General features: G+C 54.6%; 17 protein-coding genes and 1 pseudogene. 17 read left to right on the forward strand and 1 reads right to left on the reverse strand.

Annotation, left to right across the window (positions count from 1 at the left end):
• Positions 1-384 precede the first annotated feature (384 nt).
• From AOA63_RS01135 to AOA63_RS01195, 13 genes and pseudogenes are all read left to right on the forward strand, one after another.
• A pseudogene (locus tag AOA63_RS01135) lies at positions 385-1,704 on the forward strand (IS256 family transposase).
• Between the two features lie 445 nt (positions 1,705-2,149).
• The gene (locus AOA63_RS19185) at positions 2,150-2,281 is read left to right on the forward strand and encodes a helix-turn-helix domain-containing protein (protein ID WP_171822562.1); all 132 of its coding nucleotides are present in this window, start codon (positions 2,150-2,152) and stop codon (positions 2,279-2,281) included.
• 739 nt (positions 2,282-3,020) lie between these two features.
• Positions 3,021-4,175 (forward strand): hypothetical protein, encoded by a 1,155-nt coding sequence (locus AOA63_RS01145; RefSeq protein WP_053957985.1) that lies wholly within the window; start codon positions 3,021-3,023, stop codon positions 4,173-4,175.
• 247 nt (positions 4,176-4,422) lie between these two features.
• Positions 4,423-5,751: an extracellular solute-binding protein gene (locus AOA63_RS01150; RefSeq protein ID WP_053957986.1), complete on the forward strand. Its 1,329-nt coding sequence runs from the start codon at positions 4,423-4,425 to the stop codon at positions 5,749-5,751.
• On the forward strand, positions 5,748-6,608 hold the full coding sequence (locus AOA63_RS01155; protein ID WP_053957987.1) for a carbohydrate ABC transporter permease: 861 nt from the start codon (positions 5,748-5,750) through the stop codon (positions 6,606-6,608). Before AOA63_RS01150 ends, AOA63_RS01155 begins: the two co-directional genes overlap by 4 nt.
• Positions 6,609-6,708: 100 nt before the next feature.
• Entirely contained in the window at positions 6,709-7,491 is a 783-nt protein-coding gene (locus AOA63_RS01160; RefSeq protein ID WP_206742800.1) for a carbohydrate ABC transporter permease, read from the forward strand.
• A gap of 34 nt (positions 7,492-7,525) precedes the next feature.
• On the forward strand, positions 7,526-8,638 hold the full coding sequence (locus AOA63_RS01165; RefSeq protein WP_242848358.1) for a MupG family TIM beta-alpha barrel fold protein: 1,113 nt from the start codon (positions 7,526-7,528) through the stop codon (positions 8,636-8,638).
• Positions 8,635-10,065 (forward strand): glycoside hydrolase family 3 N-terminal domain-containing protein, encoded by a 1,431-nt coding sequence (locus AOA63_RS01170; RefSeq protein ID WP_053957990.1) that lies wholly within the window; start codon positions 8,635-8,637, stop codon positions 10,063-10,065. Before AOA63_RS01165 ends, AOA63_RS01170 begins: the two co-directional genes overlap by 4 nt.
• Positions 10,066-10,120: 55 nt before the next feature.
• On the forward strand, positions 10,121-11,914 hold the full coding sequence (locus tag AOA63_RS01175) for an alkaline phosphatase family protein (protein WP_053957991.1): 1,794 nt from the start codon (positions 10,121-10,123) through the stop codon (positions 11,912-11,914).
• 24 nt (positions 11,915-11,938) lie between these two features.
• Positions 11,939-12,895 (forward strand): hypothetical protein, encoded by a 957-nt coding sequence (locus tag AOA63_RS01180; protein WP_053957992.1) that lies wholly within the window; start codon positions 11,939-11,941, stop codon positions 12,893-12,895.
• Complete coding sequence (locus AOA63_RS01185) at positions 12,834-14,840, forward strand: N-acetylmuramic acid 6-phosphate etherase (RefSeq protein WP_171822564.1); 2,007 nt, start codon at positions 12,834-12,836, stop codon at positions 14,838-14,840. The genes AOA63_RS01180 and AOA63_RS01185 overlap by 62 nt, the downstream gene beginning before the upstream one ends.
• Positions 14,825-16,024, forward strand: a complete 1,200-nt coding sequence (locus AOA63_RS01190; RefSeq protein WP_053957994.1) for an ROK family transcriptional regulator — start codon at positions 14,825-14,827, stop codon at positions 16,022-16,024. Before AOA63_RS01185 ends, AOA63_RS01190 begins: the two co-directional genes overlap by 16 nt.
• Positions 16,024-16,977: a GNAT family N-acetyltransferase gene (locus AOA63_RS01195; RefSeq protein WP_053957995.1), complete on the forward strand. Its 954-nt coding sequence runs from the start codon at positions 16,024-16,026 to the stop codon at positions 16,975-16,977. The genes AOA63_RS01190 and AOA63_RS01195 overlap by 1 nt, the downstream gene beginning before the upstream one ends.
• 347 nt (positions 16,978-17,324) lie before the next feature.
• On the opposite strand, the gene AOA63_RS20015 is transcribed toward AOA63_RS01195, so the two are convergent.
• Positions 17,325-17,666, reverse strand: a complete 342-nt coding sequence (locus AOA63_RS20015) for a hypothetical protein (RefSeq protein ID WP_139061436.1) — start codon at positions 17,664-17,666, stop codon at positions 17,325-17,327.
• 229 nt (positions 17,667-17,895) lie between these two features.
• Here AOA63_RS20015 and AOA63_RS19195 point away from each other — a divergent pair, with 229 nt between their 5' ends.
• From AOA63_RS19195 to AOA63_RS01215, 4 genes are all read left to right on the forward strand, one after another.
• Entirely contained in the window at positions 17,896-18,129 is a 234-nt protein-coding gene (locus tag AOA63_RS19195; RefSeq protein WP_139061437.1) for a hypothetical protein, read from the forward strand.
• 203 nt (positions 18,130-18,332) lie between these two features.
• A complete protein-coding gene (locus tag AOA63_RS01200) occupies positions 18,333-20,546 on the forward strand; it encodes a bifunctional diguanylate cyclase/phosphodiesterase (protein WP_053957996.1) in 2,214 nt (737 codons plus the stop codon).
• Positions 20,547-20,771: 225 nt separating this feature from the next.
• Positions 20,772-21,365, forward strand: a complete 594-nt coding sequence (locus AOA63_RS01205; RefSeq protein WP_139061439.1) for a DoxX family protein — start codon at positions 20,772-20,774, stop codon at positions 21,363-21,365.
• A gap of 299 nt (positions 21,366-21,664) precedes the next feature.
• A complete protein-coding gene (locus tag AOA63_RS01215) occupies positions 21,665-22,489 on the forward strand; it encodes a sigma-70 family RNA polymerase sigma factor (RefSeq protein WP_082343658.1) in 825 nt (274 codons plus the stop codon).
• Positions 22,490-22,817: the final 328 nt, after the last annotated feature.

Consider the following 22,817-nt stretch of genomic DNA (forward strand, 5'->3'; position numbering starts at 1 on the left):
GTGAAGGTATGGGTTGTGTTCGACATCGTAGGATCGCATTTGGTGTCTACGGTAATCATAGGCATGCGAACCGTAAGAAGTGTGTATAGTGAGATCCACGACATGGAGTAACAAATTCGTAGGGGATGCCGCACGACATGATATCCCGTTGGCGCACCGTCACGGGGTTAGTTACCGACTACCCATGCGTGATGAGAGACCGAGCAATCCATCACGAGCCCAAGGGGGACACGATGACGCACGATAGGTAGAATAGACTGTAAAGGCGTTTAAGGTGTGCTCTAATCGCCGGGGCGGGAACGATATCGTGCGGTGAATCGGGTGTCGGACGCTCATTGAGAGAGAATGCCCCATTTTTCGTGGAAATTGAAACTAGCGATCCTGATGGCTCTCTGGTTGAATAGAGAGTGCTTAACCCATTTTGAGGAGGAATCGCTAGTGACTACCAGTATAAAGAAAAAACCGCTGCCCGAACAGCCTGTGACGGTGCCGTGGGTGGACATTCTCCAGGATGCGGAAGACGGCTTATTGGCGCTCTCGATCCGGGTCGGATTACAGGTGTTGCAACAGATGATGGCGGCGGAGGTGGAGCAGTTGGCCGGTCCCAAAGGACGTCATGATCCGCAACGCCAAGCGGTCCGACATGGGACTGATGTCGGCAGCGTCTTTGTGGGGGATCGCAAAATCTCCGTCCCGCACCCGCGGGTGCGGGCGGCTGATGGTTCGGAGGAAATTCCGTTAGACACCTATCATCAGTTTCAGGACCCTACGCTCGCGACCCAAGCGGTGCTCGAACGGATGCTGTATGGCTTAGCGAGTCGTCAACAAAGCCATGCCGATGCAGCCTTTGAGGCCGCGGTCCCGCAGTCTGGCCCGAGCAAAAGCACCGTCAGTCGCCGTTTTATCCAGGCCACGCAGCAAGCCCTGGACCGCTTCTTGCAACGCCGATTGGACGATCGGACCTGGGTTGTGGTGATGATCGATGGGTTGCGCGTCGCCGACCATCTGGTGGTTGGCGCCTTAGGCATTGATGCCGACGGTCACAAACGCGTGTTGGGATGAGTCGAAGGGGCTACAGAAAACCACACGGTGGTGACAGCATTATTACAGGATCTCATCACCCGCGGCCTGACGGCCGCGCACGGTTTACTCGTGGTCATCGATGGCGCCAAGGCCTTAGCCAAAGCGGTGCGCGAGGTCTGGGGGGATCAAGTCCTCATTCAACGCTGCCAAATCCACAAGCAACGGAATGTGCTCGACCACCTGCCGAAATCGGCGGAAAATCGCGTCCGCCAGCGCTTACGGAAAGCCTATCAAGAACCGGATGCGGATCAAGCCGCGCAGGCATTGGAAGCGCTCGCGAAAGAGCTCGAAAAGGATCATCCCGGCGCCGCCGGGAGCCTCCGGGAAGGGCTCGCCGAGACCTTAACCGTGCATCGTTTGGGTCTCCCGGGCCTCTTGCGCCAAACGTTGGCGAACACCAATGCCATGGAATCCATCAACAGTCAATTGCGGACCCATGCGCAAAATGTCAAACATTGGACCAATGGGCAACAAGTCCTCCGGTGGATGGCGTCGGCAAGTTTTTTCATTGAAGAGACCTTGACGCGGATCCCCGGCTATCGCGAGATCCCCTTGTTGCAAACGGCCTTAAAAGCCGCGTGTCCAAAAACACCGGAACAAAAAACCGAGCAAATCGGTTAAATCACGCGAAAGGATGCGCTAGCGAAATTCCACGAAGCGTGGGACAACCTCCATTGAGAAGATGTGGCGGTGTTACTGTTGCGTCTCCGGGTAGATTTGACGGCTGTCCGGGGCGCGGGCTCTCGTTTGGTAATACGCGGCGTGGGAAGATGGCCGCGTTTTTGGTCCACGAAAAGAAATGAGGAAAACTATGACGAATCATGTGTTCCTGGGACTTCCAGATATGGTGCAGTCGTCCAATCTCCGATCCAGACGCTCTCATCTGGATGACGATCCGTGGTTGGACTGGGTGATGCGTGTCCAATCGGGGGACCAGACGGCACCGTACAGGACGCGCTTCAGACAATTGAAAATTGCCATTGTCCTCACCCTTCTCGGATAGTCATGAGGGGCGATTGGCCCCGACCGAGAGGAGGATGTTGAGGAAGCAATGTTGGCCCTGTCGATGATTCAACAAATGAAGGTCTTGCAGGCGCAGGGATATACGGTATCGGATATCGCCGACTCCCTCGGATGTGATCGCAAGACGGTGCGGACATACCTACAGCGACGGATTTTTCCCCGGCTCCCCCTGTGAAACGCACACGAGCCGCGAAAATCGCCTGTTATCAAGCCACGATTGATGCGTGGCTCGCGGTCACCATTGACCGACAACCAAAAGAGGGACTCTCGTTCCCTCGTTTTTTATTTCCTCCGATATGAGGAACAACTGGAAAAATTAGTAGAATTTACACGAAGAAAGATACCATTATACCATCAATGCTTTTCTCGATTAGAAGAAAATGTTAAAAATATTTTCGGTTTTTCTCCTCTAAAAAACGTATGAAGAAACCTTGAGAAGTGGATGACAGTAGTTATAACGATCACAAGGCTATGCTCTTGATAAACAATCCAAATAACCGACTCCGCTAGCAATAAAAATAAAATAAACCTTGGAAAACAATAAAGAGTAGGCAATGTCGTTTGGTATCGTTTAGGCCTGAAATGACGTCTAAGATGGGAACTGCTACAAGTGAAATAATGTGAGTGCCATGTTCATAAATTATTGTAACAAGCGCCAAAAGGCCGTAGTCTTGTAGGGAACCACTGCCGCACTTTTCCGTGTTCGGGGCACCTTTTCCAGGAATTTTTTGTGTGCCGCGCGATCATGCATGGCGGCTCAGTGTTACGATGGAAAACGAAGTTCTTACTCATACTGTTCATGGCGACAGTTAAAAAATTCCCAAATTTAGAGTGTTTTTGGAAAACAGGCAGGAATATTCAAGGGGTGTCGAATTCGCTTTTAGTTAATCAAGTAAATTAAAGGAGGCAATGCGATGGGTAAGGCACGAGTCATAGGAACATTCGCATTGGCGATGATGTTATCGACATGTGGCACTCCTCCGACGTCTTCAAGCGTAATAAAAACAACCGAAAGGACATATGCGCAAAAACAAATAATAGCACCGATGAGGTCTCGGGCTATTGAGGGCACGCTTAGATCCTATTCGCTCCCGAATAATTTACAAGGCATACAGACCGATGCCCCAGCACGAGCACTGCCCGATCGATTAATCAGACATTTCAAGCCCATGCCAGCTATGCGACTGGCAGAAGTTTCCCGAGGGAAAGGCGCGTTCGTATTTTATAGTTTTGCGCCAACTTCCCCGATTTATTGGGCTAAAATGTCCCCGCAAGTGATAGTAAACAGGGCACAAACGGCTGGATTGAAGTACCTTGAAATTCGACTGGGGTATTCAAATTGGTTGCAAATTGCGCAAGGTTCCCAACAAGAATGGTTTAATCATTTGCTGAACTCAGCCCATCGCCACGGGATTCGCGTTATCGGGTGGATAATCCCGTATGTCAACAACCAGTCAGCACAGACGATCCAAACATCACTAGCGGGGGACTGGCAGGTCGCTTATTACCTGGTGCACTACAAGACTTCGAAAGGAGGACAATTATCTGGGTTAGCCATGGATTTAGAGTTAGGTCCGTTATACTTCGATGGAAACACGACGGCGTTAGGAGAGTATGTAAAGGGAGTGCGCGCCATGGTTGGTCCTGGCTATCCTCTCATCGCTATTGTACCCGACCCTGCTCGTACCGGACCAACCTCTGTGATTGGCCAGAGCCATTATTATCCTTACAATGTCGTGGCTCATTTTTCAAACGTACTCCAACCGATGGCGTATTGGCACGAGTACTATGTTCATGATGATTTTGATTACACTAACTCATATGTGCGTAACTTTATTTCACAAGCAATTCTGACAACTCGACAACAAGCGCGTGTTAGCTCCATCGCCATAAACTTAGCGTTACAATTTTACGGCAACTCAACCGTGGGCTATCCATCGGTTCAGGAAGAAAATAATGCTCTAGTAAGTGCCAATACGGATGGCGCAATCGGTGTTGCCGCGTTCCAATGGCATACGCTAACTGCTGCATATTGGGATGTTTTGTCGCAGTTCCGTTGGAAGCCGTAGTCCTGTAGGGGACCACTCCCGCACTTTTCCGTGCTCGGGACGCCTTTCCAGGGATTTTTGTGTGCCGCGCACGATCATGCATGGCGGCTCAGTGTTACGATGGAAAACGAAGTTCTTACTCATACTGTTCATGGCGACAGTTAAAAAATTCCCAAATTTAGAGTGTTTTTGGAAAACAGGCAGGAATTTGTTCAAGCGGTGGCGAATTCGCTTTTAGTTAATCAATTAAATTAAAGGAGGCAATGCGATGGGTAAGGCACGGGTCATAGGAACATGCGCATTGGCGGGAATGTTAGCGGCATGTGGCACTTCTCCGCCCTCGTCAACCGCCACGGGCACCTTTCACGGTACGATTACACTGTGGGCGTTTCCGGGCACACCAACGCCGCACCATCCCAATGGCTTCGGATGGTATAAAGCGATGATTGCTGCATTTGAAAAAATGCACCCCGGTGTGAAAATTCAACTGACTGAAATCCCGTGGTCCGAAGGAACTGTGAAATTGGAAACTGCGGTCGCTGCCGGGGACTACCCGGATGTTGCCCCAGGTGGCGGGACATTGCCCCAGTTTATTCAAGATGGGGTGATTGAACCCATTAACCCTTATTTAGGACATTATGCGAGTCAACTGTATCCTCGCGTCGTCAAGGCCGCCACATTTCATGGCAAGATGTATTATTGGCCATCGGTGCAAACAGCAACGGTGTTGTACTTAAACAAAACCTACTTTGCCGAACGGCATGTGCCATTACCGCGTAACGGAATGTGGACATGGAATGAGTTTGTTCACGATTTGCAACGGTTGACCTTCGTGCAAAAAAATGGCCAAAAAGTGTACGGATTCGGTGTCAATTTACAGCCGGGTAATTCGTTGTCATACGGCATTCTCTTATCGGATGGTGCCCACCTATTGAATTCATCGTTAACGCAATACACGTTTGACGGGCCTCAAGCCGTAAGTGGAGTCGAAAAATTGACGTCGCTGGTTCAAAAATATCATGTAGCCCCGAAATCCATTGCGTCGGATTCCGCCAAAACTGTGTGGGAGAATTTTTTGCAGGGTAAATACGCTGTCACAGCCTATTATGCAGACTTTTTAAACAAGAAGAGCATTGCGGCGAAATCAGCGCAGATTCCCTTTCCGTATGCGGTGGCCAATTATCCCATTGGTGCACTAGGACATCCTATTACCATTGGCGATATTGCTGGATACACCGTGTATAAACAGAGCAACCCGAGTCAGTTGCGGATGTCGATGTTATTTGCTAAATTTCTCTCCGACCCCGCAGAGTGGCCGGCCGCGATTCAACGGAAATACATGAGTATCGGGGGCGGGGCTTACCCGGTAGGCCCCCAGGATGCCGCGATACAAGCCCAATATTTTCGCAACGCGGACTATGACGAAGTGCTTCATAACAACTTGCGCTTTTTCCAGTTAAATCCACCATTAACCCCTGCATGGCCTAAACTGCAAAAGGCCTTGGATGCTCAACTGCAGTTGATCGTTCTCGGACAGGAATCTCCCCAACAAGGGCTCAGCCAAGTTAAACGGCAAATGGCAGGGATCATTAAATGAACACCGCGCGGTTTTGGTATCAGCTACTGCTTCCGAAAATGACGTTATTTGGTCTCTTCATTGTGCTGCCCACCATGTTGGCCCTCTTTATTGCGATGAGTCATGTGACACCCGGTCATTTGACATGGGTAGGCCTAAAAAATTTTTCGGACGTTGTGCGTGATCGCACCTTTTGGACATCGGTGCGGAACACCCTGATTTATACGGTAGTGACGACGCCAGTGGTTATCGGCACCGCGTTCATCCTATCCAACTTGCTGATGACCTTGCCTGACTTCTGGCGATCGGTGTTCCGGGCCGTGTTTTATCTTCCGTCCGTTACTGCGGTTGTCGTGATGGCGCTGGTCTGGGCGTGGATTTACGATGATTCCAGTGGGTTACTGAACGGCCTTCTTCGCGCAGTGCATCTTCACGGTATTGGATGGCTCGTAAATCCACACTTGGCATTATGGAGCATCATGTTGATGACGATTTTGACGCCTCCCGGGATGGGGATCGTGTTGTACATGTCTCAGTTAGGATCAATTCCTGCAGGCTATTATGAAGCCGCTGAACTTGATGGAGCCGGTACATGGGCTAAGTTTCGCTATATTACCTGGCCCATGGTGATGCCCACCACGCTATACCTCGCCGTCATGCATACCATTGCAGCGTTTCAAATTTTCACCGCCATCTACGTAATGACGGGCGGTGGCCCTGGCAACGCGACGTTGACGATTGTCGGAGAAATTTATGACAAGGGATTTCAGTATTTCGAACTGGGCCACGCGGGCGCGGAGGCAATATTACTGGGCCTGGTGATTGCGATATTTAGCTATGTGCAATTTAAGGTGTTGGGACGCCATGTTGAATACTAGACCACAGAGACAACCCCGGCCAGAAAATCGGCTTCCTGTGCGGACCCTGCCACCTTCAAGACGGCCGCGAATTACGGTCCGGGCTGTCGTGTTCGGAATTGTGAGTGTTTGGGCCCTCTTAGGATTGTTTCCCTTATATTGGTTGTTCGATACCGCTTTGTCTTCCCCGCAGGCGTTTGTGAGCATTCCGCCCCGGATAGTGCCATTTCCATGGACGTGGCAGAATTTTGTGTATCTTTTTCACTCCGCGCCTATTTGGCGCTGGTTTGGCAATAGCTTATTCGTGTCAACAGTGGTGACCCTAGGCAATTTGGTCTTCGATGCGATGGCAGCCTATGCGTTTTCCAAAGGCCGCTTCCGTGGGCGTGATACCCTATTTTGGGTGGTGTTGAGCACCATGATGATTCCCGCCGAAGCCACCTTGGTTCCCCAATTTTTTGTGATGAGTCGACTGCACCTGTTGAATACGTACTGGGCCCTCATTTTACCGGCTCTGGGTCGGGTGTGGGGCGTGTTTCTCTTGCGGCAATACATGCAGACGCTGTCCACTGAGTTTTTTGATGCGGCCCGAGTGGATGGAGCTGGCGAGTGGACGGTGTTTTGGAAACTCGTTGTCCCCTTAAGCACGCCGGCCTTAGGCGCATTGGGTCTCCTCACATTTGTGGCCAATTGGAATGATTTTATCTGGCCTCTGATTGCTTTGAATTCCACGCAACTGTTTACTTTGCCGGTTGGATTATCCACCTTACAGCAACAATATTACACCAACTATGGCTATGTTTTAGCCGGTGGGGTCATTACAGCCATTCCGACGATCCTGATCTTTTTATTGGGACAACGGTTCTTCGTGCGGGGATTAACCACCGGCGGCATTAAAAATTGATGGCGGCATCAATAGGAGGGGTTTTATCGTGGATATGGCCGTAGGAACATCCTTTTATATTGGAATTCCATCCAGTACCAAAAAATCTGCATACGATTGTGTCGCCCTCGCCTTGGACATGGGGATTCAACATTTTTTCACCACCGTCCAAATGCCCGAAGCATCCATTGCCGACCACTTAGAGGAATTCCGAGCCGTGGCTCAATTCGCACGTGGAAAGAACGTCCGCATCATGGCTGATGTCCATCCCATTGCTTTTCAACGGGTGGGAGGCAATGTAGCGAATTTAACGCCCCTGCAAGAACTGGGCATTACCGATTTACGGCTGGACGCCGGATTCTCTGAAGAAGAGACGCTAACGCTCTATCATACGGCGAGCCGCTTAGGAATGCGGATTGTCCTCAATGCTAGTGCGGTCACCGCCGCGTCTTTACAACGGTTTCACGATTTAGGGTTGCCCCTTCAGGACATGGTCGCTTGCCATAATTATTACCCTCGTATCGAATCCGGTATGTCGACCGTGTTTATGGCCCAACAAGCCACTTTATTGCATCGCTTTGGAATCACGGTGGTCGCCTTCGTCGCGAGTCAATCTCATCATCGCTATGTGACGTATGAAGGGTTGCCCACACTTGAAGTGCATCGGTTTCTCGAGCCGCATCGAGCGGCACGGGAATTGTTAAGCCGAGGTTGGGCCGACCACGTATACATTGGAGATCAAACAGAAAATGCAGAGGAGTTAAGCCGACTGGCAGAGGTTCGACAAAGCCCTCATCTTATCTTGCGATTGCAACTTAGCCATCAGGCACGAGACCCTGAACGCAAGATTGTCCTTGGACGCGTGCATGAACATCTGCCCCAATTGTTTGAACTCACCTGCCGGGCGCGCGGAGACCGCCAACGGCCGACGTTAGAAACAATTACTCCTGCCCCGGAGCTTCTTCCCCGTCCCCGTGGCACTGTCGCCGTCGACAATGTCTTATACCCGCGTTACGCCGGAGAGCTGCATATTGCCAAAGTCGATTTGCCCGCCGATCCCCGAACTAATGTGGTCGGTCGCGTGATACCAGACGATCAGCGACTCATCGATGCCATTGGCCCCCGAACACGATTTGCCTTTGAGGCCGTGGGAGGGTTCCAAGAATGACAGCGTGGACAACAAAGCGCTCCGCGCAAGAATTGGCTGCCCAATTTCTCCTGCCCAATTGGGACAAGGGCGTGCACTGGGATCCCCAACAATGGCCTTATGCAGGATATATTTTTCATCACCGTGACCTCGAAAATGTCGCCGCGACCCGGTCGATGCTGGCAGCCATTTATGACAGCTATCGTCGCGCGAATCAACCCCCGCCGTTACTGATGGTGACGGAAGAAGGTGGAGTGGTTCATCGGTTCCCTGGCATAGCGCCTCCGCCGTCGCCCCTGTCGACGGGCCAGCTTGGGGCGCGTACAGCCTATGATGTGGGACACCTTATTGGGCAGTTGTTGGCTATGCAAGGATTTAATTGGAACTTAGCTCCTGTCATGGACCTCTACGTGTCGGGCAATCAGGTCATTGGTTCCCGAGCATTTAGCGACGACGCACACCAGGTGGCCATGATCGGGAAAGCGTGGATGATGGGGCATCAAGCCGCCGGTGTCCCCGTGACGATTAAACATTTTCCGGGGCATGGTCATGCATTAGAGGATTCGCATCGGGGGCTTTCCCAAGGCACGATAGAGATGGTGTGGGAACAGGATTTATTGCCCTTTCAAGAGGTATTATCAGAGGCGCCCGCAGTCATGACGGCGCATGTTCAGTTTTCGGAATTCGATTACCATCCTGCAACGGTATCTAGCAAATGGATAACCGGAGTCTTGCGGCAACGGTTCCGTTACCGCGGCATCGTGATCACTGATGCCTTAGCCATGGGGGCCATTCGCACATTCTCTACGCCGGAAGATGCCGCGGTTCGGGCTCTCCAAGCGGGAGCGGATCTCATTGATTGTGGCGGGCATGCTGATTTAGCGACCAGCGTGTGTGATGCCGTTGCGTGGGCCATTGAGCATCATCGTCTGCCTCGTCACATTCTCACAACGGCCCAGCGCCGCGTTCGACGGTGGCGGCAACTGATTCGTAGTCCGGATTGCTGGCCTGCCGTTGACGGGGTGGCCGAGATAGAAAAGCAGTTTCAGCAGTGGGTGTTTCGCGGCAGTTCGGTGGTCCGCGGAAATCCTCGAGATTTTTCGATCGCGTTACCCCAAATTTGGATTGCAGCCAAACGTCCAACTCAGATTAGGGAAGGACGGCTCGCACATAAGCCGGTGCTCTATCACCCCATGAACACGCCACGGTTGGGGAAAACGTTAGATCAGATTGCATCCCATGCAGCAATTGTCTATACAGACAACCTTTGGCAGTCCAAGAAAGCCGTTGCGATCGTAAAACGATTTTGCCAACACCGGAACGTGCTCCATGTCGCCGTGACGGATCCTTGGGATGCGGAGCTGTTGTCAGAAGCCTCAACCACGGTCGTAGTGCGAGGTAATCCCTTCTATGCCGTCGATGTGGTGCACTCGCTGTTAAGAACTTAGCGATGCAATAACGATCGGAGCCTGAATGGTAATCACAACACGAGGAGGGGCGAGAATGTCACGAGTGATAGTCATGGGAGTCGATGCGATGGTATTGCCGCTCGTCAAACGGTTCGCCGGAGAGGGGGTGTTACCGAACTTCTTAACCGTTCTCCGACATGGGGCTGTTAGTGAGGCGTTGTCGGTCGTACCGCCTTACACCCCCACAAACTGGGCTACGATAGCCACGGGAGCCTTACCGGGCCGTCACGGTGCCGGAAACTGGACCGACGTCACGATGCAAGATCCCCTCGATCGTGTGCCGCGTTCGACATTTGATGCCCGTGCTCTCAATGCCGAACCCATATGGGTGACGGCCAGTCAACACGGATTACAGAGTTTAGTCATTACCTATCCCGGATCGTATCCCCGACGCGTCCCCGGGACCATGGTGGTGGCTCCGCTCTATCGCGGCCTAACGGGTCATGTGCTTGCGCGCGGGGCCTCCTACCGTCTTTGTGTGCCGAACGCACAGCCGGTAGAGTTGTCAGTGACCAGTCAAATTACGGGACCCGTCATTGTGCCCACCGAAGATGGTCATCGAGAGATGACACACGACGACCAGCATGCCCCGATTCACTTTACGGTCGCCCGCGATGGTACGCATCTTGTTATTCGCGGCACGGTGAAACCTCTGGTGTTGGCGTGTGGACAATGGAGTTCCTGGGGCGAGGTGCAATATGCCAACGGTCAGCGTGGCTCGGTTCGGTTTAAATGGGTGCGCCAAGATGGCTCCCACGTTACATTAATTCGATCAGAAATTTACCCGACCACACATTTTACCGATCCCCCACAATTAGCGGAAAGGATCTACGACATTGCGGGGCCTTTTATTGAACACCCCGCCGTCGTGGCCCGGGACGACGACGATAGCATGCAAGCGGTATTGGAGGAGATTGCGGACCAGATTAAGTGGTATGCGACCGTCATTGAAGATACGGCCACGTCGCATCCCTGGCAGTTGTGCATGTTTCATTGGCATTGGATTGACACGGCGCAACACACGTTTCTGGCCGCATTGGATCCGGAAGAGGGACAAGAACCGGATCCACGCGCTGAAGAGTTTATCCGCCGCTCCTACCAGTTAGCCGATGAACTCCTGGGCCGATTACTGACCCTGATGACACCGGAGGATCATCTGATCATCGTCTCCGATCATGGCCATGTGCCCAATCGCCGCATTGCGAGCATTGCGCGCCGCCTGGTGGAAGTGGGCTTAGCGGTTTTTGATACGCGGCAATCCCCGCGCGAAGTGATTGATCGCACGCGGTCGGCGGTGTACGTGCTCTCGCCGCATGAGTTAGCCATTAACGTGCAGGGACGCAATGCGGGCGGGATTGTCGCGCCCGCTGACTATGAAAGCGTCCTGCAGCAAGCCCTGGATGCGTTGTGCGATTGGAAGGATGCAGAGACCGGACAACGCCCCGTGGCGTATGCATTCCCGGCCCCTCACCAAGCCCTGTTGGGGTATTTCGGTGATCGCATCGGCGATATCTTATTTCTGTATAATCCGGGCTATGCGTGGGGCATTCCTCAAGGGGACAAGACCATTGGCCCGGGTGATGGCACCGCCAATCATGGGGCTCAGTTGCCTACGACCCGCACGACCCGAACGAGCAATTTGGCCACCGTCATGGCTCTCGGACCCACGATTCGGTCTGGCTATGCCCGCGATGTGGCTCGGGACGGATACGTGTCCTTGACGGACATCGCCCCGCTTGTGGCCTATCTGCTGGGCATTCCCCAACCGCGGCAGTGTCGGGGCACTGTCCCGTGGGATTTTCTGCACGAGCCCCCCATAAAACGTTGAACACGGAAAGGACGTGACACCCTAATGGAGTTAATGCAAGCCTCCTGGTTACATCGTGGCGAGGAATTTCTCGTCCGCGAAAGTCCGCACGATGCGGAGGGATATTGGGCCGGTGCCCCTGCGGCCTATTATGATGACGATGATGACGTGCTGTATCTCTACTATCGGCTCCGACGCCCCCGCGGACAGGGGCGCGGGTATGAAGCCCGTATCGCCCAAAGTCGCGACGGCGTGCATTTTCAGGATGTGTGGGTCGTGACCCAGCAACAACTCGCGTCCCCCTCCATTGAACGCGGCTGTCTCGTGAAACAGCCTGAGGGGTGGGTGCTGTACTTAAGCTATGTCCATCCGGACACGCATCAGTGGCAAATTGATCGGATTGATGGCGATCGTCCGGAGACGTTGAACATCGCAACGCGGACGGTCGAATTAACCCCTTCGGGAATCAACGGTCATGCCGTGAAAGATCCCGTGATTGTCCGCCAAGGACCCGTCAGTTTCATGTATGTCAGTTACGCGCCGGCGTCGCTGACTCGGGAACTTCGGCCCGACGACCACTTACATGCCAGCGATGACGTCTTTACGACGGGCTTGGTCAAGTCGCACACCGGCCTGGCCATTGGCCTGGCCAACCACCCGCATCGGTGGGTCGGCGAAGTGCTGAGTGCGTCGGTGACGGGGTGGGATTCCTTGGTGTCGCGCATTACGGGATTGATGCCGTTGGACACGGTCTATTTGGCGTTTTATGATGGATCCGCCAGCGTCACAGAAAATTATGAAGAGCGCGTCGGGGTCGCCCTGACTGCCGATCTGAAACACTTTTACAAAGTGCCGGGGAAGGAACCCTGGATGTGTTCGTCCTACGGCTCGTTGCGATACGTCGCCCCGGTAAAGACCCCAGATGGCTGGATTCTCTATTATGAAGCGCGCACCGCATCCGGGTCCCACGTGTTATGTGGACGAAAGGTCGGGCATTGGTAATATGCTATGGACTGGATGGGTATTAACGGGAACCCTGGCCGATCACAACGCGGTCGACCTCATGACGGACGGACCGATTCTTCGGGTGATCACCGACTTTGCGCAGTTAACGCCTACCGACGTGCAGAAGCTGCAAGGTTTATGCCGACGCGAATCCTGTTGGATTATGGAGGACGCGTTACGGTGCTATAACCACGGCGATCTCGCCTGGCCGACCCCCCAACTCATCGGCGCGGCGGGGGATCTGCCGGGACTGACAACCATCGCGCAGTGGTTTGGTACGACGCTGGCGACTGTCGGAATACAGGGCGTGTTTGGCCGTCCCGCCGGCATTCTCAGTGACATCGCCTTGCCATGGCTCGGCTCCCACATTCGGATCGCGGCCCAGCAGGGATTTGCGCAGGCGGGCATCCAGACAGCCTGGGCGGTGGCGCCGGAAACGGGACCGGACCTGGAATGGTGGCTCGACGGGGCCGGTCGTATCGTGCCCTGGCGTACCGCGGCGCTCAACGCCCCGCCGCAATGGTATTGGGTCGCGGTTAAGGACTTTCCTCACATTCGATCATCGCACGCGAACCCGCCGCCCCATGGTGGTCCCGCGCGAGCCACTATTGAAAAGCGGTTAAATCGCATGCGCACCGCCAGCATTCAGTTAATCGACGATCCGGCTCGTTTACCCTTTCCGGCGGACACGCGGTTTGTCGTGGTGGCGCCGCAGCGCCGCCTGCAACAGCGCGTCGCCGAACTCCTGAACGGCAAAGGGCGGGACCACCATGGACCGACCGTTTATGTCTGGATGGACCGACTCCCGGAGGCGTCTCAGCCCGAGGCGGATGTAGTTGTTGTGTACGCCCACCCAGCGATCGTCGGGCTAGCGCCTCCGCACGCGGTTAAAATTCAGGTGTTTGATACGCATGATACCGTATGGACGGCCCTGAGGCAGAAATTAATCGGTCAGGAGTTGTGGGAAGGACGCACCCCCTGGCGCTTGGATCAGCCTCACCGGGCGACCCATGCCGCTCATTATAGCACCGAACAACCGCATCCCGGGACGACCTTTCGCTGGTTAGACAGCCAATCGAGTCCCGACGTGATGCGGCAGTGGATTCACGAAGAACAGCAGGCTGTCGGCCGCATCGCCGCCGCGATTCCGGTCTTAGACCGCGTTCTGACACGGCTGGTCGACACGTATCGCCAGGGAGGACGAATTTTTTATGTGGGCGCGGGATCGGCGGGACGGCTCGCCGTCCTGGATGCGGCGGAACTGCCGCCAACCTTTGGGGTGACTTCGGGGCGCGTCCAAGCCCTCTTGGCCGGGGGGATCGCAGCCTTTCAACAGGCTCACGAAGACGCCGAAGATGGCGGCGAAGCCGGGTGTCGGGCGATTCGAGCCCGGGGCATTACGTCGCGTGATGTCGTCTTGGGCGTGACTGCGCACGGCGACACGCCTTACGTGGTGGGGGCCCTCCAAGAAGCCCAAAGGCGGGGGGGCTTTACCGTGGCGTTAGTCAATAACCTCGGCACACGGGTGGCTACGGTGGCCAATGAAGTGATTTTTGTGGACACCGGTCCTGAAATTCTTTTAGGATCCACGCGGTTGAAAGCCGGCACCGTGGAAAAAATTGTGTTAAATATGTTATCCACGCTGACGATGGTCAAAACGGGCCATGCGTATGATAATTTGATGGTGAATTTTCAGACGCATAATGAGAAATTACGCGAACGGGCCGTGCGGGTTCTGATGATGGCCACCGGACAACCGCGGCAAATCGCATGGAAAACGCTCCAAGCGGCCCAGGGCCGTCTGCCGGTGGCCATCATTATGTTACGCTGTGGGCTGTCGTGTCGACAGGCCCAGCAGGCCTTGGAGCGGTATGGCAGCGTAGGGCAAACCATCACTACCATGGAAGAGAGCGGGGAAGCTCGATTATGGGACGCGGATTGAATATTTCAGGGGTTCACCAACAAAATCGACGGCTTATCTTGCGATTAATCTTACAGAATCCCCACATTTCCCGGATTCAATTGGCGGAACGGACGCATCTCACGCCGGCCTCGGTTTCGAACATTACCCGGGCCCTCATTAACGAACAGTACATTCAAGAAGTGGGGACCCTGGATGAAATTCGATCTAGTGGTCGACGGGCCATTGGATTGCGGATTCGCAATGGCCACTACCGCACGGTCGCCGTCCATATGCAACGCCGCACCATCACGATAGGCCTCGGCGAATTGGATGGCGCGGTGACGCCGATGCAATCGTTGACCATTCCCGATCAGCCGCATCCCGAGCACTTGGCGAAGCAGGTGGGGCGCGAAATCATCCACCTGGTGCGCACCCTAACCGCCAGTCACATCGTGGGCGTTGGTGTCGGAACGTCGGGGATAGTGGATACCGAAACGGGCATGGTCAATGCGGCATTGGCGTATCAATGGCAAAACGTTCCGTGGGCCGCCTTGTTAAGTCAAGAAACCGGGTTGCCCGTCGCGATGGATAACAACGCCCGCGGAATGGCCCTGGGGGAAATGCTCTTTGGGGGACCGGATGCGTCGGCCTGGTTAGTGTTTTTCTATGTGGGCCAGGGGATCGGCGTCGGCGCGATTACCCATGGTCAGGTGTTTCGTGGCCCCAAGGGCATTGGCGGCGAATTGGGCCACATGACCATCAATTGGCAGGGCGAGAGGTGTTGGTGTGGCAACGTGGGATGCGTGGAAACCTATTTAAATCAGGCCCACATCGAAGCCTTGCTAAATGTGACGGAGGGAGAAAGCCTCGTGACGGCCTTGCAGCGGTGGGATCAACGGGGGCCCTATTTTGATCTCGTGGATTGGATCACCACCGCTATGGTGGCCATTGTCAATCTGTTTAACCCGCGCCAGATTGTCCTGGGCGGCTGGCTAGCAGATGTCTGGCCGCAGATGGAGCACGACGTGAGGCATCACCTGAAGCGACGCACGCGGTTTTGGAATGATCCCGGGCCCCAAATCCGCCCGGCGGCGAAGGGCCTCGACGTGGGACTTCGCGGGGCCAATGCGGTCGCCTTAAGTCAATGGGTTTATGACATTGAAGGCATCCGCGGCCCCGGGAGACGGAGCGACAGCTTCGCGCCTCCTGAGGAGACCGTATAATGCGAGTGGAGCAGGCCGACCCTCGGGATTACGACGCGATAGTACGGTTGTGGGCGTCCGCGTTGCCTGTCGATGCGATCGGCCGCGCACGGTTTTATGGGGGACTCCTCTGCGACCCCGCCTTCCGCAACGATTCCCTCTGGGTGGTGAAAACGCGCGGGCGTCACGTGGTGGGATTCGCCCTGATCTCGGCGCCCACATCCTCGGGACGGAAACTGGGAGCCATCGCCGTCGATGCCGCTTATCGCGGTCAGGGAATCGGGATGCGCCTCTGGGCGGCGATCTGTGCAACCTTGGACGCGGGCGAATCGTTACGATTGGAGGGCATTTTCCCGCATGTATTTATTCCCGGAGTGGATCGCACGCAGTATGCCGCTGCGTGGTCATGGTTCTTACGGCGGGGATGCCAACCGCAACTGCCGGTCGTGGCAATGGAGCGGCGCTTGGATGATTTACCGAGGGACCACATCATCGTACCGCAGAAGGTGGCGACCACCGTTGAGGTTGGGGTGCTCCCCCGTTGGCTTCGTTATCGCGCATTGGAAACCGCACGGTCCTTTGGCCCCGGATGGGAACGGGCCGTGCGGGAAACGTGGCAGTGTGCCGTGAGCCCGGAACGGGTGCTAGGACTTTATACGGCCACCGAGGTGTTAGGCATCAGCGTAGTGGGGGGCTACGGCGAACCGCTGGGGCGCTTAGGGCCGATTGGCGTGGTGCCTGCCGTGCGCGGGCAAGGATGGGGTCGAGCGTTGCTCTACTATACGCTCCGCTATATGCGAGCTCATGCGGTGTCCCGAGCCTATTTTTTGCATTGCGTGGAAGGGAGCCCGGCCTATCATCTCTATCGTCATCAGGGATTTCACGTTATCCGGAGATTTGTGCCGATGATAAAATATGTCCCTAATGACCGAAAATCCGGTGATGCCAGCCCCGGACTTCAGCCCAGGGGATAAGATTCTTTTTTGTTGGGAGGATATCTGTCGGACGTGCCACCGCATCATGGAGGATGGCTATTAAGTCCCCAACGCTTCTAGACATCGGTCAAGACCTGCGAACCCGTGATGAGTCATCTTCTCATACGAGACGATCCCGTAGCACTGCGGACCGAAAGTCCAACGGGAGACCTGCACACGACACAACTCCAACTCCCTATCCGTTCATGCATCGCGATTGACAAGAATCATGGAATTTCAACACTGTTGTGGAAACCATCGATCAAACCCTGCTAAGATCCGGACAAATCGGTCTTGACGCATCCGAGGTTGACCCTGGTGGTCATTAAATGCGATTCTCCGGGTATTCAGCGAATTCTGTGGGAATATTCCGTGTTTTCCGTATCGTATACAAGGAACTGGACTCCGTAAGAGGGGATCGCTAATCGTCGAACCCCTGGCGGATTAATACCAGACAGGCCGCCAAGGGATGGGCAGACCCTAGTGGCTAGTTCTTCCACAACACCGGGTGCGCCCGCAACATATTGAGCTGGTTCACCACCGGGACTTGGATAACTGCCAGAAGTACTTGCCTGTTCGTACAGACGGAGAATGTTGGCTGTTATTTCGTGCGGGTGGATTGTGGGGGGATGATAATAGGCGATAACCATCGTAAAAAGATTCTGTGTCGCATGCGGATACGTGTGCAACCGCAGGCGCCAGCCAATCTTTTGTAGAACGACGGCCCCCTGTCGCCAATTCGTGACGCGTTATGCAATGAGGACCGTCTGATTTGAATGGGCATAATCTTTTGTGATGATGAGTCATGGGAAACTAGTTCACCTATCGGCAACCCTCATAGCTACTTCTTTGGCCACGATTCGCTCAGGATGCGAAACCTGAGAGAAAACCGGTTAAAATACATGGCCAGACCTCACAATGAGATGTCATGATGCGCTATGGGTCGCCACCAGCCCGCTTTACCGAGACTTCTCCCAGAAGGCTTTGAGTGCAGGTCACGCCTCCGTGCCTCATGATGAGGACTCACCTTGGGGTTTTTTGATGGCTGCCGGCGGCATAGCCGAAGGGTTTTGCATGATTCCCATCATGGCCATGATTGCGGTGACTATAGCAGCGAACTATCGGAAAAAGTTTACTCGCTACGACTTTTAAACGCTGGAAATATACCATGGTTATGCTTTATTCGACTATACTAGACATAAAAGAGGACATCATCCAGGACGGCGAGTAAACAAGAGGCATTTGTTGTCTCCGACATAGCACTCGCCAACACATCTCCTCATTCCTGCATCTCTTTGCAAGCAAGAGTGACTCTATCATCTAATTTATGCGATCCCAGAAGGAGATCGGTTGTGATGGGACAGGAGTTGTCATTCACTCCCTGGCCACAAGATATCATTAACGGCGCCTTATTGGCTGGACTACTCGTAGGAATGTGGGAATGGAGCGACCTTTTGCGGCGGCGATGGGTTAGAGGCAGTCGGCTCTGGTTAACGCTCGGTATTCCCATTGTGTTGGGGGTCTTAAGTCGTTGGGGACCGTTTGAAATTCCGTTTATGATCTTTCTTGTCGCAGACATCGCATTGTGGGTCATGATCCCTCACTCTTTATGGCAACCGTTGGGCAGTACCCTGCTTATCGCTGCGGTTGCCGCATCGGCCACACCATGGAGTGCCCAGCGATTTCTAGAAATGATAACTATTACCCTGTTGTCCCTCGTTCTTGCACTGCTCATTCCTTATCTCAAAACTTTAAAGAAACGGATAGGATTGTATGCCGCTGTGTCAAGCATGGCTTTGATTCCCTTGATTCCCGGGCGGGATGCTATATCCGATGTCTTGACGTCCATTACTATTGCGGGATTTACCGTCGCCTATATTGTCGAACGCGCTGACAGAATGCGGCAATGGGAAGAAGATATTTATCGAGCTGAGCATGACGCGTTAACCGGGGCTTTCACACGATATGGTCTCAAAACCTGGATGGGCCACTTGTCACCGAGCGCTCGATCTGCGGGCATGATTATAGCGTGCGATCTCGACGATTTCAAATGGTTCAATGACACCTGGGGGCATGATGTTGGGGATCACGTCTTGCAGGCGTTCGCCCACCGCATTCGGGCTGAACTCCGGGCCGAAGACGCCTTAGTGCGTCCGGGGGGAGATGAGTTTACGATATGGATGCCAAATATTGCACCCCGCGATGCAGCGGGGATTGTCGAACGGTTGCACAATGCGGTGACCACGGAACCCTACACATTCCCAACGGGATCATTTGTCTTGGGGGTGTCGGTGGGCTGGGCGGTCGGCGTGCTGTCCGATGACACCGCCCGCCTCGCCGACCAAAATCTGCTGCGGGCTAAACGCCAAGGCAAAAATCGTGTCATCCGTGCTCCTGATCCGTCAGAAATCGCCGGTTCCCGAAAGACCCCGACGGCGCAAATCGGTTGGCTCGCCGACGCGGCCCAGGCCTTTTGGGCACAATGGTCTACCGCAGCGGTTTTGACCGATGCCGCGGGGACCATTGTTGCTGTGAATGCCGCGTATGAACAGCTAACCGGACGAACAGGGGACGAACTGGTTGCCCAGAAACCCGGCATCAACAGCGCGGGCGAGACGCCCTCCCACGTCTATGAGGCGTTATGGCAGCGTCTACAAGACGGCAAAACCTGGCACGGGCATTTAAAAAATCGCCGGCCCGATGGCACTCTATGGTGGGCCTATGAGACCCTGGTTCCCATCGCTATCGGCTCCCAAGTGATTGGCTATTGGGGCACCGTGCAGGAATGTCCTGCAGAAAGTCCGGTGCCTGTGGCATCCCCACTATCCCATGCGGCGTCGGATGTTGACACCCCCGAGGGGGATTTTCTACGTCATCTCACGTTCCAGGCCGTATTTCAACCCGTGGTCGCCCTGGTGAGTGAATCGGTGATAGGACAGGAGGCTCTAATTCGTCCGCGATATCATGGACAGATATTGTCTCCGCTCCCGGTCTTTGCGAGGGCGCAAAGAGCTGGAGTGCTGGTGCAACTGGATGGCCGCTGCCTGCAAACGATTATTCAGGCAATCCAAGGGCAAGGGCCCTGGCCAGGGAGTCAGACGCTTTTTGTCAACGTGGTGAGTGCAACCTTGAAGAATCCGCCACGCTTTCGGCGTCATTGGCAGGATCTTTGTGAGATCGTGCCGCCAAATCAATTGGTCATTGAGGTGTCCGAGCGACACGTCGACGGGGTTGACTGGGAGACGTTAACGCAACCGTATCCGGAGGTGATCTTCGCTCAGGACGATGTGGGGGCGGGGGAATCTGATTTAGCACGACTGGTACGCTGGCGCCCAGGGTGGATCAAAATCGACATTGCGCTAGTGCGCCGGATTGGCGATGATCGCCGCAGTCGAACCCTTATCCAGACATTGACAGATTGGGCGCATGACCAAGGGATGCGGGTCATTGCGGAAGGGGTGGAGACGGAGTCTCAAGCCGCGATGCTTCGCCAATGGGGGGTGGATGCTGGTCAAGGTTATTTCTGGGCGCATCCGATGCCGCAGTGGATCTTGCAGATAACCCGCTAACGAGAGCCCGTTGTGGTGGCGTCCGAGGAGGAACTGACTCTCCTCCGCATCTCTGTGCAGACGTATTGGATCGGCAGTGGTGAACTCGACCTGTTATAAAGTCGACCCCACAAGCCTGTTGGACTACTATCGTCGGGACGTTCAGCTCTACTCATCATGGGGATAGCGGTAGCGTCTCGTCCGGGGCGAAACCCATTACACGCTAGTCAAGGTAGGTGTTTTACGATGTTTAAGGACTCAATACCCAATCAGTCATTAGCCCAGTCAGGACCCAATGATCCAACGCGGAAAAATAGACAAAAACTGGTAGGGGGATTACGCATCGTGTTCGGGGTGTTCTGGCTCATTGATGCCCGACTCAAATGGTCACCGGCCTTTTTTCACGAGTACGTGGGTCTGTTGAAAGCCGCCGCGGTGGGACAGCCTCCGTGGTTGCAGCCCTGGTTTCATGGTTGGATCGCACTCGTCTCGCCACATCCGGATGTTTGGGCCGTTCTGACTGCGCTAATAGAAACGGTAACAGCGCTGGGCTTGATCTTCGGATTTGCTCAAAAACTGGGATATCTCATCGGGAGCCTCTTTAGTTTAGCCATATGGAGCACAGCAGAGGGGTTTGGCGGTCCGTACACCCCCGGCGCCACCGATATTGGCACGTCCATTATTTATTTTTTAGTCTTTGTCTATTTGGCTGCCATGCAATATATGGAGGGATTGCCAGCCTATAGCCTTGATCGGTGGATCATCGCCCACTGGACGCCCTGGCGAAAGATTGCCACGTTTTCCACCGATGCAACAGGGTGGCCCAGTGATCATCCATGACGGGAAGCCCCCGAACAAGAAAGAGGTGGATTTTGTGGGAGGGCGAAGAATTGGTGTTGTGGGGGCTGCAATGGCCTCGGACGCGCGCCCCAAGTCAATGCGAACCCTTAGGTTTTCGTATCGTCCAAACACCTGTGGTCTGGATATCGGATTGTGGCGTGTCGATTTCGATGCCCGCTTACGGTATCAGTGGAACTGGTTACAGGGTTACCGCATCCCGCGCCGAATCACACACCACGGGAGGCGTTTGGTTGGGCTGTCCGAGAGATCAAACGGCATGAACGAAACAATTGGCCAGGGTGACGCGTGATCCGCTGGCGTCGTCGACGGTGCAGGGCATGTGGTCGTGGGCGTATGCTCTAGGCGAATATTGGAAGAACGGGGGGGAGGGCGACATGACCAATAACACCAATAACCTCAACACAAGATCCGCTAGGGGTTCTCGGCAGAGCCGGACGCTCTTGCGGACTGATAATCCTCCGCAAAAGACCACGGAGGAGCCGGACGAGGCCACGTGGCACCAGTGGATAGCCCGTGCGCAAGCAGGAGATGAAGCGGTGTGGGCGTCGATTTTTGCGGCGGCCGACGGATTCATTCGGCGCATGCTCCGGGCCTATTATTGGCCGGGGTTCGACAGTGATAGGAACGATGGAGAACAAATTGCACGGATCGGCGTGTGGCAAGCCGTGATGCAGTATCAGCCAACCCGTCAGATCCCGGTGCGTGCTTGGGTGCGGTGGGTTGTGCGTCGACGACTCGCCGATGGCGTGCGCCAGGCCACCCGGCACAAACAGGTGTTTTATCGTCACGCTTTGCGGTTGGATAGTCCGTGGGGAACGGGAGGCGAGACCAACTCACCTCTCGTGACGGGGCACCACCGATTAGCTGCAGACGCATGTTCTGATCCCCTGCAATGGGTAGAGCGTCTAGAGGAACGCAACCACTTGTACGAAGGTATGGAGGCATTGACGGCATGGGAATGGCAGGTTCTATGGGATGTGGTCGACGGGTTATCCTATGGCGAGATTGCCCGGCTTCGCAGACGGCACCCGAAGGCGGTGGACAACGCCTTACAACGCGCTCGGCGCAAGCTCCGGCAGTATTGGGAACTTGACAGGGAATAAAGGGCCTGATCGGGGATTAGATTGTGCCTTGCGGTATCATACTTCACACCATAGAAGATCTGTACCACGGGGCGTCGGAACTGGTGAAATACTGGCGGACGTGTTCACCCTATCATCGCCGACAGTTTCGGTCCTGCGTGTTCTTACTGTAGGCCTGTGAGTTCAGATCCCTTACGGTGCGTGGCCACGTAAGCTGTCGGGATTTCACTTCCCCTTTTTCCTTCAACGTCTTTTAAATATCCCAACGCCATGGTCTGTACTTGAGAGTACGAGAATGCTCGTCATCCGCTTCTGACCAGTAGATGAGCAACACAAGACGCTCCCAAAC

Origin of the sequence: Sulfobacillus thermosulfidooxidans, assembly GCF_001280565.1 — a bacterium.
GTDB classification, from domain to species: domain Bacteria; phylum Bacillota; class Sulfobacillia; order Sulfobacillales; family Sulfobacillaceae; genus Sulfobacillus; species Sulfobacillus thermosulfidooxidans_A.

Bases quoted from the DNA above. Each gene is read 5' to 3' on its own strand.
- AOA63_RS19185 (WP_171822562.1), top strand. From the start codon at position 2,150: ATGATTCAACAAATGAAGGTCTTGCAGGCGCAGGGATATACGGTATCG.
- AOA63_RS01145 (WP_053957985.1), top strand. From the start codon at position 3,021: ATGGGTAAGGCACGAGTCATAGGAACATTCGCATTGGCGATGATGTTA.
- AOA63_RS01150 (WP_053957986.1), top strand. From the start codon at position 4,423: ATGGGTAAGGCACGGGTCATAGGAACATGCGCATTGGCGGGAATGTTA.
- AOA63_RS01155 (WP_053957987.1), top strand. From the start codon at position 5,748: ATGAACACCGCGCGGTTTTGGTATCAGCTACTGCTTCCGAAAATGACG.
- AOA63_RS01165 (WP_242848358.1), top strand. From the start codon at position 7,526: ATGGCCGTAGGAACATCCTTTTATATTGGAATTCCATCCAGTACCAAA.
- AOA63_RS01170 (WP_053957990.1), top strand. From the start codon at position 8,635: ATGACAGCGTGGACAACAAAGCGCTCCGCGCAAGAATTGGCTGCCCAA.
- AOA63_RS01175 (WP_053957991.1), top strand. From the start codon at position 10,121: ATGTCACGAGTGATAGTCATGGGAGTCGATGCGATGGTATTGCCGCTC.
- AOA63_RS01180 (WP_053957992.1), top strand. From the start codon at position 11,939: ATGGAGTTAATGCAAGCCTCCTGGTTACATCGTGGCGAGGAATTTCTC.
- AOA63_RS01185 (WP_171822564.1), top strand. From the start codon at position 12,834: ATGAAGCGCGCACCGCATCCGGGTCCCACGTGTTATGTGGACGAAAGG.
- AOA63_RS01190 (WP_053957994.1), top strand. From the start codon at position 14,825: ATGGGACGCGGATTGAATATTTCAGGGGTTCACCAACAAAATCGACGG.
- AOA63_RS01195 (WP_053957995.1), top strand. From the start codon at position 16,024: ATGCGAGTGGAGCAGGCCGACCCTCGGGATTACGACGCGATAGTACGG.
- AOA63_RS19195 (WP_139061437.1), top strand. From the start codon at position 17,896: ATGAGATGTCATGATGCGCTATGGGTCGCCACCAGCCCGCTTTACCGA.
- AOA63_RS01200 (WP_053957996.1), top strand. From the start codon at position 18,333: ATGGGACAGGAGTTGTCATTCACTCCCTGGCCACAAGATATCATTAAC.
- AOA63_RS01205 (WP_139061439.1), top strand. From the start codon at position 20,772: ATGTTTAAGGACTCAATACCCAATCAGTCATTAGCCCAGTCAGGACCC.